Annotated in this window: 16 protein-coding genes; 6 read left to right on the top strand and 10 right to left on the bottom strand. The window is 68.0% G+C overall.

Annotated elements, in window-relative coordinates:
• Positions 1-22: 22 nt before the first annotated feature.
• The 3 genes from GC106_RS32855 to GC106_RS32845 all read right to left on the bottom strand — a co-directional run bounded on the left by GC106_RS32855 (position 23) and on the right by GC106_RS32845 (position 2,762).
• Positions 23-1,513 carry an FAD-dependent oxidoreductase gene (locus GC106_RS32855; protein ID WP_173138636.1) on the bottom strand — a complete coding sequence of 497 codons (1,491 nt, stop codon included), beginning with the start codon at positions 1,511-1,513 and terminating at the stop codon, positions 23-25.
• 27 nt (positions 1,514-1,540) lie between these two features.
• Positions 1,541-2,074 carry a DinB family protein gene (locus GC106_RS32850; protein ID WP_173138635.1) on the bottom strand — a complete coding sequence of 178 codons (534 nt, stop codon included), beginning with the start codon at positions 2,072-2,074 and terminating at the stop codon, positions 1,541-1,543.
• Positions 2,075-2,300: 226 nt separating this feature from the next.
• The gene (locus GC106_RS32845; RefSeq protein ID WP_173138634.1) at positions 2,301-2,762 is read right to left on the bottom strand and encodes an Lrp/AsnC family transcriptional regulator; all 462 of its coding nucleotides are present in this window, start codon (positions 2,760-2,762) and stop codon (positions 2,301-2,303) included.
• A 96-nt stretch (positions 2,763-2,858) separates the two neighbouring features.
• Here GC106_RS32845 and GC106_RS32840 point away from each other — a divergent pair, with 96 nt between their 5' ends.
• Entirely contained in the window at positions 2,859-3,329 is a 471-nt protein-coding gene (locus tag GC106_RS32840; RefSeq protein ID WP_312873054.1) for a DUF2000 domain-containing protein, read from the top strand.
• Positions 3,330-3,339: 10 nt separating this feature from the next.
• Here GC106_RS32840 and GC106_RS32835 read toward each other — a convergent pair whose 3' ends face one another.
• Both GC106_RS32835 and GC106_RS32830 read right to left on the bottom strand, forming a co-directional pair.
• On the bottom strand, positions 3,340-4,026 hold the full coding sequence (locus GC106_RS32835; RefSeq protein ID WP_173138633.1) for an alpha/beta hydrolase: 687 nt from the start codon (positions 4,024-4,026) through the stop codon (positions 3,340-3,342).
• Positions 4,026-4,520 (bottom strand): pyridoxamine 5'-phosphate oxidase family protein, encoded by a 495-nt coding sequence (locus tag GC106_RS32830; protein WP_312873053.1) that lies wholly within the window; start codon positions 4,518-4,520, stop codon positions 4,026-4,028. Before GC106_RS32830 ends, GC106_RS32835 begins: the two co-directional genes overlap by 1 nt.
• Positions 4,521-4,583: 63 nt before the next feature.
• On the opposite strand from GC106_RS32830, the gene GC106_RS32825 reads away from it, so the two are divergent.
• From GC106_RS32825 to GC106_RS32810, 4 genes are all read left to right on the top strand, one after another.
• On the top strand, positions 4,584-5,207 hold the full coding sequence (locus GC106_RS32825; RefSeq protein ID WP_173138632.1) for a winged helix-turn-helix transcriptional regulator: 624 nt from the start codon (positions 4,584-4,586) through the stop codon (positions 5,205-5,207).
• Between the two features lie 58 nt (positions 5,208-5,265).
• Positions 5,266-6,258 carry a LacI family DNA-binding transcriptional regulator gene (locus tag GC106_RS32820; protein ID WP_173138631.1) on the top strand — a complete coding sequence of 331 codons (993 nt, stop codon included), beginning with the start codon at positions 5,266-5,268 and terminating at the stop codon, positions 6,256-6,258.
• A gap of 246 nt (positions 6,259-6,504) precedes the next feature.
• Positions 6,505-8,721: a discoidin domain-containing protein gene (locus tag GC106_RS32815; RefSeq protein WP_173138629.1), complete on the top strand. Its 2,217-nt coding sequence runs from the start codon at positions 6,505-6,507 to the stop codon at positions 8,719-8,721.
• Between the two features lie 116 nt (positions 8,722-8,837).
• On the top strand, positions 8,838-10,658 hold the full coding sequence (locus GC106_RS32810) for a M64 family metallopeptidase (RefSeq protein ID WP_173138627.1): 1,821 nt from the start codon (positions 8,838-8,840) through the stop codon (positions 10,656-10,658).
• A 23-nt stretch (positions 10,659-10,681) separates the two neighbouring features.
• Here the strand turns inward: GC106_RS32810 and GC106_RS32805 are convergent, their stop codons facing one another.
• The 3 genes from GC106_RS32805 to GC106_RS32795 form a co-directional block, all read right to left on the bottom strand.
• The gene (locus GC106_RS32805; RefSeq protein ID WP_173138625.1) at positions 10,682-11,350 is read right to left on the bottom strand and encodes a hypothetical protein; all 669 of its coding nucleotides are present in this window, start codon (positions 11,348-11,350) and stop codon (positions 10,682-10,684) included.
• A gap of 108 nt (positions 11,351-11,458) precedes the next feature.
• On the bottom strand, positions 11,459-11,746 hold the full coding sequence (locus GC106_RS32800) for a MarR family transcriptional regulator (protein ID WP_173138623.1): 288 nt from the start codon (positions 11,744-11,746) through the stop codon (positions 11,459-11,461).
• 10 nt (positions 11,747-11,756) lie between these two features.
• On the bottom strand, positions 11,757-12,620 hold the full coding sequence (locus GC106_RS32795) for a LysR family transcriptional regulator (RefSeq protein WP_173138620.1): 864 nt from the start codon (positions 12,618-12,620) through the stop codon (positions 11,757-11,759).
• A 70-nt stretch (positions 12,621-12,690) separates the two neighbouring features.
• Here GC106_RS32795 and GC106_RS32790 point away from each other — a divergent pair, with 70 nt between their 5' ends.
• Positions 12,691-13,041: a YybH family protein gene (locus GC106_RS32790; RefSeq protein WP_173138618.1), complete on the top strand. Its 351-nt coding sequence runs from the start codon at positions 12,691-12,693 to the stop codon at positions 13,039-13,041.
• Positions 13,042-13,056: 15 nt separating this feature from the next.
• On the opposite strand, the gene GC106_RS32785 is transcribed toward GC106_RS32790, so the two are convergent.
• Together GC106_RS32785 and GC106_RS32780 are read right to left on the bottom strand one after the other, a co-directional pair.
• A complete protein-coding gene (locus GC106_RS32785; RefSeq protein WP_173138616.1) occupies positions 13,057-14,112 on the bottom strand; it encodes a tartrate dehydrogenase in 1,056 nt (351 codons plus the stop codon).
• A 42-nt stretch (positions 14,113-14,154) separates the two neighbouring features.
• Positions 14,155-15,042, bottom strand: a complete 888-nt coding sequence (locus GC106_RS32780) for a LysR family transcriptional regulator (RefSeq protein WP_173138615.1) — start codon at positions 15,040-15,042, stop codon at positions 14,155-14,157.
• Positions 15,043-15,045: the final 3 nt, after the last annotated feature.

Genomic DNA, 15,045 nt, shown 5'->3' with positions numbered 1-15,045 from the left:
GGGTCACCCGGGCCGGGTGATCTCAAACTTCCCGCTCGGGCAACGGCTTTGTCGCCGGTCCTTCGAGGACATTGCCGTCCACATCGAACCGAGAGCCGTGACACGGGCAGTCCCAGCTGATCTCGGCGGCGTTGAACCGGACAAGACAGCCCAAATGGGTACACCGCAACGAAACCCCGTGCAGGTGACCGTCCGGATCGCGGTAGACGCCCTTCTTGCCCAGACCGTCGCGTACCACCCGGGCCTGTCCTTCGGGGATCTCCGCCACATCGTTGGCGTCGGCCGGTGTCAGCCGGTCGCCGACCAGGTCGACCGCGACCTTGGCGTTCAGCTTGGCCAGCGTCGGCGTGCCGCTCAAGGTCATCCGGTGCGGGCTGAACCGCTCGGCCCACGGGTTCTCCCGGCCGGCGATCAGATCGGCGAGGATCATCGCCGCGAAGGTCGAAGTGGACAGTCCCCACTTCATGAACGCGGTCGCCACGAAGACACGGCCGGACCGCGGTGTGTACGTGCCAATCATCGGCAGGTTGTCGTACGCGGTGGGGTCCTGCGCCGACCACCGGTGGGTGATCTCCTCGACGTCCCAGTACTCACGGGCGAAGTTCGCCAGTTCCTCGTACCGCTCGGGCCCGACGCCCGCCTGGCCGGCGGGATGGCTTTCCCCTGCCACGATGAGCAGATCGCCCGACGAGCTCAGCGAGCGGGTCGGCGTACCCGGGTTGATGGCCAACGACTCCGGCGGTGATCCGGAGCGGAGCTTCGCGGCCACGCAGTAGGCCCGAGTCGGCTCCAGGCGGGCGAAGAACAGTCCACGGTCGAGGATCGGGTAGTGCGTGGCCACGACCACACGGTCCGCGGTGACCGTGCCACCACCTGTCCTAACGCGACACTGCTGCCCTTCCTCCACTTGCATCACCCGGCTGTGCTCGTAGATCTGGCAGCCGTCGCCGGCGACCTTGGCCGCCAGGCCCAGGACGTACTTCGTCGGGTGGAAGACGATCTGCTCGGCGAGCTTGATCGTGGCGTACACCGGGAACGGCACGTCCATCGGGTCCGAAGTGATCGGCAGTCCGGCTTTGGCAGCGGCCCGCGCCTCCTGCTCCACCGACTCGGCCTCGCCCGGTGCCAGCGCGTAGGTGTACGCCGGGCGGCGCCGCAGATCGCAGTCGATGTCCGCGCCGAGCTCTCCCACTTTCGTGACACCGGCGAGGCTTGCCGCCGCGTAGTCCCGGGCGGCGTACTCGCCGTGCTTCCGGGTGATCGTGGAGTACACAGTGGACTGTAGCGCGGTGACCTTCGCGGTGTTGTTGCCGCTGACGCCTGAGCCGACCCGGCCGGCCTCGAGTACGGCGACTCGCAGGCCGGCCTGTTTGAGCAGCAAGGCGGTGGTCATTCCGGTGATGCCGCCGCCGATCACGGCGACATCGAACGTCTCGTCGGCCTGCAGCGGCGGATAGCCGTCGGCCGGCAGGGCCTTGAGCCAGAGGGACTGGGCTGCCGTGGTGGTGGTCACGGCATTCGAGTACCCAGTCCGGGCCGGTCAACCCATCGTCTTCGAGCCGTCCAGCGACTCGCGGATGATGTCGGCGTGGCCGGCGTGCTGGGAGGTCTCGGCGATGATGTGCATCAGCACGCGGCGGTTGGACCAGGCCGCTCCCGGCTCGAACCAGGGCGCCTCGGGCAGCGCGTGCGATTCGTCCAGGTCGATCGTCGTGACCAGCTCGTCGGTCCGGCGCGCGATCGCCTCGTACTGCTCAAGCAGCCCGGCCAGCGTCTCGCCCGCCCGCATCGAGAACTGCGCCTCCCAGTCCACAGCCTCCGAGAACATGCCGGGTGCGCCCTCGAGGATGAAGTTCACCCACGCCCGCTCGGTCACCGCGACGTGCTTGATCAGCCCGCCGAGGGTCAGCTCGCTCACCGTGGTCCGCTTGTTCGCCTGCTCGTCGGTCAGGTCCCGGACCGTGAACTTCAGGAACCCGCGGTGCTTGGCCAGCATCTGCAGGAAGTCCGCCCGCTCGCCCGTCATGGTGCTCTTCGGCCCAGTGGTTTTCGGCTCGGTGTACGTGCTGCTCATCGTCTTCCGCCTTCCTCGTTTGCCCTGATGAGGACAACTCTAGAAGGCATAGCGGTCAGTTTCCGTCCGCAATGACGGCCTATTTTCCGGACTTCAGCGACTCGACCGCCTTGCCGATCCGGCGCTGCCGGAGACCGCGGTTCATTCCTCGAAGAACTTGATCAGGGCGGGCCTCGCCGACGAAGGTGTCCGCGTTTTCCTTGCCGCCTACGGCACTTCGTGACGCCTATCTCGGTTCGATCCTCGTGCTGTGCAAGTGTTCGTAGACCACGCTCGTGCGGACGTCCGCGACTTCGGCGCGGGCCGTGAGCTTGTCGATCACGAACGCGTACAGGTCCTGGTTGTCCCGCACGGCCACGTGCACCAGGAAGTCCTCGCTGCCGGACACCACAAAAACGCCGATGGTCTCGGGCAACGAGGTGATCCAGTTGCGGAACGCCTCGATGTTGCGGCGTGACGGTGGCCGGATCCGGATCGCGATGAGCGCCTGCACCGCACGTCCGATCGCCGCCAGGTTCACGTCGAGCACCGCGCCACGGATCACGCCACGCTCCCGCAGGCCGCGCGTCCGTTCCAGCGCCGTCGAGGGCGCGACCCCCACCGCGGACGCGATGTCGCGGTTGGTCCGCCGAGCGTCCCGCTGCAGCTCCCGCAGGATCGCCGTATCAAGTTCGTCGAGTTGCACCACGGTCACCTTCCTGCCGAATTAAGTTCGCCATCACTGTACGCCTTCCATCGAGGCGATTAACGTTTGACGCAAATCCCGCATGAGTGAGAGGTACACGTGTCCATCGGCGCATATGGTTTCGCACCCGACGAGATCCAACTGGATGAGTCGACCAGGACGGCACGGCTGAAGTGGGTGGTGATCGTCGACGAAGCCGTCCCGGCCGGCCGCATGGTCAACGCGGTCGCGTGTATCGCCGCGTCCACCGGGCATTCCGTGACCGGCATGATCGGCCCCGAAGCACCGGACGCCGCCGGACACGTCCACCCGGGACTGCCCTGGGCGGGCTGCACGATCCTGCGCGCCACGGCAGGGCAGTTGGCCGAGATCCGTGAGAAAGCCGTTGCCAGCGAAGGTGTTCTGGTCACCGACATGCCGACGATCGCACAGACCACGCGCGTCTACCGCGAGTACATGGCGGCGCTGGCCGAGACGAAGCCCGCCGACCTCGCCGCGTGCGCGATCGGCATCGTCGGCCCGCGCAACCGGGTCAGCAAGCTGGTGAAGGGCTTGGAACTGTTGCCGTGAGCGGACGGGCCTACTGGAGCCGATAGGCCTCAAGGCGTTCGACAAGGTCGATCGGCCGGGACAGTGCGACGAGGTGACCGCCGGGCATCTCGTCCGGCGTGAAGCCCAGCCGTTCCCGCACGACGCGGCGCTGGAACTCCGCGGGGAAGAACCGGTCGTCCCGGGCGAGCAAGAACTTGGTTGGCACGTCGGGCCACGCCGTCAGCGGCCACGGCCTGGCGAACGGTGTGCCGGACTGCACGATCTCGCCCTCGGCCATGATCTGCACGGCCACTTCGAGCGGAACGTCGTGCAGGAACGAGAAAACCGGGTCGAACGGGCCGTCGGCAGGCTGGCCGAGTGCTTGCTTGACGGCCCGTTCGGCCTTGTCCTGACCGGTCGCCGTCCACCACTCCCCCGCCGGCTCGCCGGGCCGCGGCGTCATCGCCGCGACCAGGACCAGCAGATCGGCCTTCCGCCGCTGACAGACCAGCGGCGCGCTGAACGCCCCCAACGACGAAGCCACCAGGATCAGGTTCTCCCGGTCCCCGATGGCTGTGTCGATCGCGTCGGCGTACTCCTCGAAACCCGCGCTGTCGTCGCCGGCGGGAAGATCCACCGCCACCACGTCGTGCCCGCGCTCGCGCAGCTCCGGTTCGACGAACTGCCAGTACTTCGCCTGGCCGCCCGCGCCGGGGATCAGGACGTACGTGCTCATCAGCCCTGCCCCCGGTTCGCGAACTCCTCGGGTGTCAAACCACCCGACATCCTGGTGACGAAGTCCAGCACGCCCACCCAGGCCGGTTTCACCGCGATCCGCGCCATCCGCAGGCCTGGCCTGTCCACTTCGGCCACGTTCTTCGCACCCTGTTCCTCACCGGCGTAACGCTTGTGCGCCAAGGCGTACTCCGGCACCACGCCGTCCACATCGGTCACTTCGGCGCGACCGCGGAGCAGCAGCACCTCCGGCGGCGTCGACGGCGTGTCGATGGTGATCGCGACGTCCGGCTTCGCGCGCAACGCCTTGATCTTCGCGGCGCCCGCGAAGGTGCCGAACACGATCTCGGTGCCGTTCCAGTGGAACATCATCGGGAAGACCCTCGGTGTGCCGTCCTTGGCCACGTACGCCAGCCGGGCCAGCTCAGTGGACCCGAGCAGACGCTGGGCCACATCGGTTTTCAGCAGGTCCAGATGCCCTTGCGGAAGTGTCACGACTGTTCCCTCCTCCAGTTTTGTCCTACACTAGCACTAGCTAGTCCTAGATTAGGAGTATCCATGGCGGATCGCCACTACGACGACCCCTGCGGGATCGCCCGCGCACTGGACCTGATCGGCGAACGGTGGGCGTTGCTGGTGGTCCGCGAACTGCTGTTCGGCCCGAAACGCTTCACCGACCTGCGCGCCGGCCTGCCCACGGCCAGCCAGAACGTGCTCTCCCACCGGCTCAGGGAACTGGAGAGGTCCGGCATTCTGACCCGCCGCAAACTCGGCCCGCCCGCGAGCACCTGGGCCTACGAACTCACCGAACGCGGCTACGAGCTGCGTCCGGTGATCATCGAGCTGGCCAAATGGGGCAGCCATGCTCCGACCGCGTCCACCGCGCACCTCAGCGTCGCCGCGCTGATGGTCGCGATGCTGACCACCTACTCCGGCGGGATGGCCGGACGTTTCGAGCTACGCGTCTCCGGCGAGACTTTCGGAGCGGTCGTGTCCGGCGGCCACATCGACATCACGCCGGGGCGTGTCGAGCAGCCTGACGCCGTGATCGAGACCGACGCAGACACGTTGCGCGACATCATCTTCGGCGGTCGTCCCGTCACCGACGAGGTCGTCTCAGGCGACAAGAAGTCGGCCGTGCGGTTGCTTCGCCTCTTCCCCCGTCCGGCGGTGATCGCCTGACAGCTGCCGATATCCGGGACAACATGGCCCTGGCTGCGGAAATGGCTATTCTGATCACGTGCGCGTCACCATCGCTGAAGTCGCCCGCCGGGCGCGTGTGAGCAAGGCGACCGTCTCGCGGGTGCTCAACAACAAGGGCGATGTCGACGCCGCGACCGCCATCCGGGTCCGCGAGGTGATCGCGGCGACCGGGTACACGCCCAGCGCCCGTGCGGTCGGGCTCGCCAAGGGCCGCACCCAGACCGTGGGCATGCTCGTGCCCGGCCTGACCTGGCCGTGGATGGGCGACGTGCTGCAAGGCGTCGCCGATGTCCTGGAAGCCAGGGGCTACGGCCTGCTGCTCAACACCGTCAACCGCGGCGCGGAATCGCTGGCCCAGTTCGCCAGGCACGTGTCCGCCAACGCTTTCGACGGCCTGTTACTGGTCGAGCCACCGGACACCCTGAGCTACATCAGCAGTCTGCACGAGTCCGGCTTCCCGATGGTGATGATCGACGACCGCGGTCACCACCCCGAGTTCCCTTCAGTGGCAACGAGCAACTACGAGGGCGCCGCCTCCGCCGCCGCACACCTGTTGTCCTCGGGACGGAAGCGGCTCGCGGTCGTGACCGGCCCGGGTCAGTTCGGCTGCACGCGGGACCGTACCGACGGGTTCCTGGCCACTGTGGACTCGGCGGGCGCCCGGTTCGAACCGGCCCTTCAGGCCGAAGGCGACTTCACCAGGGAAGGCGGCAAGGAGGCGTTCCTGTCCATTCTGGACTCCGGTGCCGCGGTGGACGGCGTCTTCGCCCAGAACGACCTGATGGCCGTCGGGGTCCTGGACGCACTGCGCGCCGCGGGCCGTCGCGTGCCGGACGACGTCGCGGTGATCGGCTTCGACGACATCCCCATCGCCTCGCACACCCAGCCCGCGCTGACCACCGTCCGCCAGCCCTCCCGGGAGATGGGCGAAGCGGCCGCGAGGATGCTGCTGTCCCGGCTGGAAGGCGAGACCCTGCCGGACAAGCCGCGGATCATCCCGACTTCCCTGGTGGTCCGCGAATCCGCGTGACCAGTATCGCCGCCACGCCGAACCACACGTTCCGGCACCGCCCGCCGCCCCGCACCGCCCCGGGGTAACACCGTCAGCGGACGGACTTCCGGCCACGACTCTTGACGCGTTGATTCTCGCGTTGTTAACTCCAAACATTCCCGTAACCGGTTCCGGAACCGGTTACGGGAGAGCGCTCTCTGTATCGATCAACCCTGCTGACCCTGCGCGAAGACGTCCCTGTCCCCAACGATGAGAGGCAGGCGCATGAAGCTCTTGATCACCCGGCGGCGCTGGACCGCGTTAGCGGCGGCGACTGTCACCCTGCTCAGTACGTTCGCCCTGATCACCACCGCCACTCCGGCCTCGGCCGCGTGCGGGACCGCGAACGCCGCGGAGAACCGGCCGGCGAAAGCCTCCAGCACCGAGAACGCCGGGACGCCTGCCAGTGCCGCGGTCGACGGCAACACCGGCACCCGTTGGTCCAGCCAGTTCAGTGACCCGCAGTGGATCCAGGTCGACCTCGGGTCCGCCCAGGCTGTCTGCCGGGTCGGGCTGACCTGGGAAGCCGCGTACTCCAGCGCGTTCCAGATCCAGATCTCCCAGGACGAATCGTCGTGGACCACCGTCTACTCCACGACGACGAGCACCGGTGGCAGCCAGACGATCGACGTCGTCGGGACCGGCCGCTACGTGCGGATCAACGGCACAGCACGGGCGACGGCGTGGGGGCATTCGTTGTGGGAGCTGACGGTCAACGTCGACGGCGGTTCGACCGATCCCACGGTGCCGCCGACCGACCCGCGCAACCCGGACTTCGGGCCCAACACGTTCGTCTACAGCCCGTCCACCCCGCAGAGCGAGATCCAGAGCAGGCTCAACGCCATCTCCTCGCAGATGCACACCAACCAGTTCGGATCGCAACGTTACGCCGTACTGTTCAAACCGGGCACCTACAACGCGGACGTCAACCTGCGGTTCTACACCCAGGTCGCCGGGCTCGGCCTGCTGCCCGGCCAGGTCACCATCAACGGGCACGTCCGGGTCGAGGCCGACTGGCTGCAGCAGGGCGAGGACCCGAACTACAAGGGCAACGCCACGCAGAACTTCTGGCGTTCCGCGGAGAACCTCTCCGTCACGATTCCCGCCGGTCAGATCGAACGGTGGGCGGTCGCGCAGGCGGCACCGTACCGGCGCATGCACCTGCGTGGCCAGGTCCAGCTGTGGGATGGCTACATCGGCTGGGCCAGCGGCGGCCTGTTCGCCGACTCACGGATCGACGGGCTGGTGGAATCCGGCTCGCAGCAACAGTTCCTGACCCGTAACTCGGATCTCAACGGCGGCTGGTCCGGGTCGGTGTGGAACATGGTGTTCGTGGGCGCGAACGGGTCGCCGCCTCAGAACTTCCCGAACCCGTCGCACACGGTCGTCGGCTCGACCCCGGTCATCCGGGAGAAGCCGTTCCTCTACTTCGACGCCGCCGGCAACTACAACGTGTTCGTCCCGGCGTTGCGGCAGAACACCCGCGGCACCTCGTGGGGCAGCGGCAACCCGGCGGGACAGTCCATCTCGCTGAGCCAGTTCTACGTGGTGCAGCCCAGTTCGCCGGTCGCCACGATCAACGCGGCGCTGGCGCAGGGCAAGCACCTGCTGTTCACGCCGGGCGTCTACAACCTGACCGACACGATCCGGGTCACGCGGCCGGACACGGTCGTCCTCGGCCTCGGGCTGGCGACCCTGTCGCCACGGACCGGTCTGCCGGCCATCACCGTGGCCGATGTGGACGGTGTGAAGGTCGCCGGACTGCTGGTCGACGCCGGCCCGGCGAACTCGTCGGTGCTGATGGAGGTCGGCCCAGCCGGGTCGAACGCCAACCACAGTGCCAACCCGACCTCGCTGCACGACGTGTTCTTCCGCATCGGCGGGCCCGGTGTCGGCAAGGCCACGACGAGCCTGCGGATCAACAGCAACAACGTGATCGGTGATCACCTGTGGCTCTGGCGCGGCGACCACGGTGACGGCATCGGGTGGGATCAGAACACCGCTGCCAACGGTCTCATCGTCAACGGCAACGACGTGACGATGTACGGCCTGTTCGTCGAGCACTACCAGCAATACCAGACGATCTGGAACGGCAACGGCGGGCGGACGTACTTCTTCCAGAACGAAATGCCCTACGACCCGCCGAACAACGCCGTGTGGGGCAGTCCCGGCGGTAGCACCCAGGGCTGGGCCGCGTACAAGGTCGCCGACTCGGTGACCACACACGAGGCCTGGGGTGTCGGAAGTTACTGCTTCTTCAACACCAACCCGGGCGTGGTGGCCAGCCGTGGGTTCGAAGTGCCGAACACACCGGGCGTCCGGTTCCACGGCCTGGTCGCGGTGTCGCTCGGCGGCGTCGGCACGATCAACCGGGTCATCAACGACACGGGCGCCGTCGCCAACACCGCCAACCAGGTCAGCTACGTCCAGAACTACCCGTAGCCGAGCCATCCACAGTGGACAGCAGGACCCGGCCGGGTTCCCGGCCGGGTCTGTCCCGCAAGTCGCTACTTTCGGCTCTGCACGAGCCCGACGCGACCTGCCTAGCGTCCGGGCACATGTGGAGACGTGCGCTCGTGATGGCGGGTGCCGTGCTGATCCCGTTCGTGGTGGCGTTACCGGCCGAGGCGAATGCCGAGGCCGCGACCGTCGTCCCGGTCAGGATCACCGGCGACCCCGCGAAACGCTTCAACATCGTGATCGTCGGCGACGGGTACACCGCCGCCGAGATGCCGAAGTTCCGGCAACACGTGGACCGGCACGTGAACGTGTTGCTCACCCTGGAGCCGTTCAGGACGTACCGCAGCTATCTCAACGTGTACTCGGTCGAGGTGCCCTCCGGTGAGTCAGGCGTGGACTGCGACCCCGATCTCACGTCGCCGCGCCGCGACACCCCGTTGAACATGGGGTTCTGGGGCGGTTGCAACTCCGCGAGCGTCCAGCGTCTGCTGACTGTCGACAACGCGGCATTGTCGCGATACGCCGATCTGGTCACCGGAACCAACGCGGGCAACCGTCAGCTTCTCGCGATCGGTAACAGTGATACGTATGGCGGTGCGGGCGGAACGTACGCCACCGCGTCAGGCGGGAACGCGCTCTCCGCGTTGATCACGCCGCACGAGCTCGGGCATTCCCTCGGCGGCCTTGACGACGAATACGACTACTACTCCCGAGGTGCCCGCGGCGACAAGTACAACGGCGCCGAACCGTCCTCGATCCACCACACCCTGCTGACCACTCAGCAGATGCGGTCCGAGCGCGCGAAATGGTGGCGCTGGCTGGGTGAGCCGAGCGAGTCGGGCGGTACGATCGGACGTTACGAAGGCGGTCTGTACAGCGGAACCGGCGTGTGGCGGCCGAGCAAGCATTCGATGATGAAGTCGCTGGGCTACTACTTCGACCAGGTCAGCCGGGAACGGATGACCGAGCGGATCTCCGCGAAAACCTCGATCCTGCAGGGCGGCACGCCGGACACCGCGCCGATCGGCGCCGATCGCGCCGTGTGGGTCGAAACCCTGCACCCGGCCGGGCACCCGCTGACCGTGACGTGGCGACTCGACGGCCGCGAGCTGCCCACACACGGTAGCCGCAGCATCGACCTGCGGCATCTGCGGCTCAGTCCGGGAAAGCACACACTGACCGCCACCGTGGCCGATCCGACGCCTTTCGTGCGTGATCCGGCGATTCGCGCCGCACTGACCAAGACCCGCACGTGGACGGTGGACACGGCGATCAAGACGCCGCCCGACACCACGCCCTTGGGCTTCACCTCGTCGACTCCCACGGATCGGCCCGTCGGCGGCGAGGACGTGGTGTACGTGGAGACCAGCCGGCCGGTCCCGGTGTCGTGGGCGATCGACGGCCGACGCGTGCCGACGCCCGGCAACGACCGGGACATCGAGCTGAAGCGCCTGCGTCTCAAGGGATCGCACACGTTGACGGCGTCGATTCCCGGCAGGACGCTGACGTGGAAGGTCGACGCCACCGATCCGGTCGCGAAGTTCGAACTGTCCACACCGGTCAGTTCGGCCACCCGGCCGGGACGCCCGCCGGAGTACGTCTTCAACGGACCGTTCACGATGAAGCTCACGTCCACCGACGACACCCCGGGCGCGACCGTCATGGAGTTCCGGGTGAACGGCGACGGCTGGTACAACTACTTCGGCTGGCCGACCGACGCCAACGCTCCCTTCCTGTTCACCGCGGAGGGAACGAACATCGACAACCTCGTGTACGGCAAGCTCGGCGAGCCACGACTGTCCCCTTGGGACGACGTGCCGCCGGGATACGGCAGGCACACCATCGAGTACCGCGCCATCGACCCGGCCGGGAACATCGGTGAGTCCGGCAAGTTCATCGTAACCCTACAACGGCCCTGATCGGATCAGACCCCGCGTCACCCTCAGGGGTGGCGCGGGTATCCGATCGCGTCGACGTCCTTACCGAGAACGGCAAGGTCGGCCTCCGGGTTGAGCGTCGCCACGAGTTCCGGAGTCAGCGGCTGTAAGGAAAGGACGGCTCGAACGGCATCTATGTCTACTTCGTACGCGTAGTAGTCACCTGCCCAGTTCTGACAGTCCTCGGCGGAGCCGGTCAGCATGCCGAACAGGTAGCCGGCGCCGTCGACATCGCCGTATCCGCTCTCCGGGAACTCGATCGTCCCGGTCCGCCACTGGTCGTCGGTGATCTCCCGCCACAGACACGCGGTCGCCGCGGGTACTCCGTCCAGCAGAAACGCCGGCTCGGTCAGGTATTTCCGGAACACCTCCGGTACCGAGTCCACCACTCCCGGCCAGGTGGCCATCTCGTCGGCGGCGTACGGGCTCATGGCGGACTCATGGTCGAACCCCTGGATGTACACGCCGGCCGGTTCGAAGACGACCCAGGAGGAATCACCGCCGCCGCTCGCCATTGTGGCCACATCGGCCCCTGGGCGCCATTTTCCGGTGTAGCGGTAGAACCTGTGGTCGTTGTCCGGCTGGAAGATCGCCGACAGCATGGCCAGCGCGCGGCAACGCCTCCGGAGCGTCTCGATGTCCGGGAGTTCGCGGGCGATGTCGTAAACAGTCACGGCGTAGCCAACCATGGCCGCTGGTGGAATGTGCGGCCTGGTGAAGGACACACTGCCGTCCGCCGAGATCGGCCCGGCGCGGCGCTGGAACTCACGCCCGCCGACGAATTACGCTTCGTGCAGACCGTGCAGACCGTGCACCTCGGACCAGAACGCCCAGCCCCGCGTCGACAGTCTGACGACCGGTTCCCCGTGCCGTCGTCCGCGCTTGACGAATCCCCGTCGTTCCAGCCCGGCAAGGGTTTTGGACACCAGTTGCCTGCTCGCGCCGACGGCCTCGGTCAGCTCCCGCCTGGACAGCAGGTGTTCCGGGGTCGCCGCGAGCAGCATGAGGATCTCGTAACCGGCGGGCGTCAGCCCGGATGACTGGTGCAACTCGGCACGTGACCACCTCATGGCGGTCAAACTACCGGCGCAGATGCGCCACGAACGCCTTGGCGGCCGGGCTCAGCGGCCCGTCGGCCCGCCACGCCCACGCCAGGCGGCCACGCAGATCGGCTCCGGTCACCACGATCGGACGCAGGTCAGGCCGGTTGCGCACGAGTGACTCCGGCAGGATCGCGATGCCCAGCCCGCGGGCGGCGAGTTCGGCCAGCACCGGCGGCGTGCCGGCCTCGAACGCCACCCGTGGCCGGAAACCCGCCGCGGCACAGGCGTTCTCCAGGATGGCCCGGATGCCGGTCCCGTCAGGAAGACAGATCAGCGACCGGTCCCGCAGGTCCGCCAGCGGAATCCGCTTCGCCTTCGCGAGGGGATCGTCGCGGCCGACCGCGGCGACCAGCCGCTCGTCCGACAGCACGTGCAGGTCCAGTCCCGGCAGCTCGGCCGCCAGGCCGACGATCGCCACGTCCAGCCTGCCGCCGCGCAGGTCGTCGACGAGTTTGCCCGAGTTCGCCTCGACCAGCGTGATCTGCACGGCCGGGTAGTCGTTGTTGAACCGGGCCAACAGCGTCGGGATGTCCACGTTGTGCGACGTGACCATGCCGACCGCGACGTGCCCACGCACCAGTCCGGCGAGCTCGTCGACGGCGAGCTTCGCGCCCTCCACCGCCCGCAACGCCGCCCTGGCGTGCGGCAGGACCGCGGCACCCATCTCGGTGACCCGGACTGTCCGGCCCGAACGGTCCAGCAACTGATGGCCGAACTCCCGTTCCAGCTGGCGGATCTGCGCGCTGATACCGGGCTGGGCCACGTGCATGCGTTCGGCGGCCCTGGTGAAACTCGCCTCCTCCACCACGGCGACGAAGTACGCCAGCTGCCGGAGTTCCATAACCGCTGATTCTAGCTGTCAGACGAACCAGCTCTTGGACTTATGGCTGAGCCGGGCGCACGCTGGAGTCATGCGGAAGGCAACACACCCCGAAGACCTGGCCCGCCTGTTCGTCGAATACGCCAACGCGGGCGACGCCGACAGCATGGCGCAGTTGTACGCCGAGGACGCCGTCCTTGACTTCCCCGCGGGCAATCCGACCGTCGGCAGGGACGCGATCCGCGCGGTGCTCCAGCAGTTGGTGGCCGCGCGGCCGCAGTTCACAGTGGAACAGCCGTTGCCCACTCTGATCTGCGGCGACATCGCGCTGACCGCCACCGTGCCCGCCGACGGCACAGGCGGGCGCACTCAGGTCGCACGCCGTCAGCCCGACGGGACCTGGCTGCGTATCCTCGACCGCCCCGAACGAGCCAGCCGGTGACGTGGCATCACGTGGTCACGGCAAGGCGTCCAGCAACGCGTCCGTGAAGTCCTTCGTGGACGCCGTGCCACCGAGGTCACGGGTGCGCAGCGGAGTCGTCGCGAAGATCGATGCGATCGCTTGCTCGATCTCCGCGGCCGCCTCCGGGTGACCGAGGTGCCGCAGCATCATCGCGCCGGTCCAGACCATGCCGACCGGGTTGGCCACGCCCTGGCCGGCGATGTCCGGCGCCGAGCCGTGCACCGGCTCGAACATCGACGGGAAGTCGCGCTCGGGGTTGAGGTTCGCGGCCGGGGCCACGCCGATGCTGCCGGCGACGGCCGCGGCCAGGTCGCTCAGGATGTCGCCGAACAGGTTGGACGCGACGATCACGTCGAACCGGGCGGGATCGAGCACGACCTTCGCGCACAGGGCGTCGATGTGCTCCTGTGCCCAAGCGACATCCGGGAACTCGCCGGCTCGTTCGGCGACCACCTCGTCCCAGAACGGCATCGTGTGCACGATCCCGTTCGACTTCGTCGCCGAGGTCACGTGCTTGCGGCGGCCCTGGGCGAGCGTGAACGCGAAGTCGGCGATCCTGGTGACCCCGGCCCGCGTGAACACCGACTCCTGGACGGCCATCTCCGAGGCGAAGCCGCGGTTCATCCGGCCGCCGATCTCGCTGTACTCCCCCTCGACGTTCTCCCTGACCACGACGAAGTCCACCGCCGGCGTGGCGGCCCGCACCGGGCTCGGCACCCCGTCGAACACCCGGATCGGGCGGAGGTTGACGTACTGCCCGAACCGGCGCCGGATCGGGATCAGCAGCCCCCACAGCGAGACGTGGTCGGCCACACTCGGATCTCCGACCGCGCCGAGGAAGATCGCGTCGTGGTGGCGGATCCGGTCGAGGCCGTCGGCGGGCATCATCGCGCCTTCGCTCAGGAAGCGGGCACACGACCAGTCGAAGGAGTCGTAGCTGAGCTCGTAGCCGTGGCGTTTGCCCACCGCGTCCAGAATCGCGCACGCCGCGGGCGTCACCTCCTGGCCGATGCCGTCACCGGGGATGAGCGCTATGCGGTGCGTCTTCATCGTTCGATAGCACCACCTGCGGCGTGCCACGTCCAAGTGACGTCAACGACTGGACCTATAGGCAGCGCCTATCACTCGCAGGAACGCGTCGGCCGCGGGGCTGAGCCACGCCTTGCGGCTGGCCAGCAGGATGTTGAGGTACGCGGGCGGCTCGAGGTCGAGCACGTCCGCGCCCGCCTGCCGGGCCAACGGCGCCCACGACTCGGTGACCACGGCCAGCCCGACACCGCCGAGCACCAGCGGCAGGATCGACTCGCGGTGCTCGGACTCGACAACCGCGGTCAGCGCGATCCCGTCGGCCCGCATCTCGTCGACGAGCCGCCGCATGCCCGTGCCGGTCTGCCCGACGATCACGCGCCGGCCGTCCAGATCGGAGCGTTTCAGCACTTTCCGCCGGGGAAACGACCCCTTCGGCGCGACCACGACGAACCGCTGCCGCTTGAGCGGCCTGAGGTCGACCTCGGCCGCGGCGGGGTGCTCGCTGCTGCCCAGCAGGCCGAGCTCGGTGACCCCGGTGCGGACCATCTCGATCACGCCGGGCGCGGTGAACGCCGCCCGGACCGTGACCTTCAGGCCGGGATGCCGTTCGGTGAACGCCTTGATCAGCCCGCTGAGCGGCTCGACCGCCTGGGAGGGCATCGAGGCGATCTCGACCCGGCCGGTGACCAGCCCGGCGACCGACGAGACACTGTCCCGTGCGACCGCCAGGCCCCTGATCACGTCACGTGCCGGTTCGACCAGCGCCCGCCCGGCGTCGGTGAGCACCAGACGGCGGCCGGCCCGGTGGAACAACTCCTGCCCGAGATCACGCTCCAGCGCCCGGATCGCCTGGGACAGCGACGGCTGTGTCAGGAACAGCGCGGACGCGGCCCGGTTGACCCCACCGTGGTCGACAACCGCGAGAAAGTACTCCAACTGCCTGGCGTCCATACT

Source organism: Kibdelosporangium persicum (genome assembly GCF_013280595.1).
Taxonomy (GTDB): Bacteria; Actinomycetota; Actinomycetes; order Mycobacteriales; family Pseudonocardiaceae; genus Kibdelosporangium; species Kibdelosporangium persicum.
The sequence above is the reverse complement of the archived record's forward strand: the minus strand, read 5'-3'. Positions and strand labels throughout refer to the sequence as shown.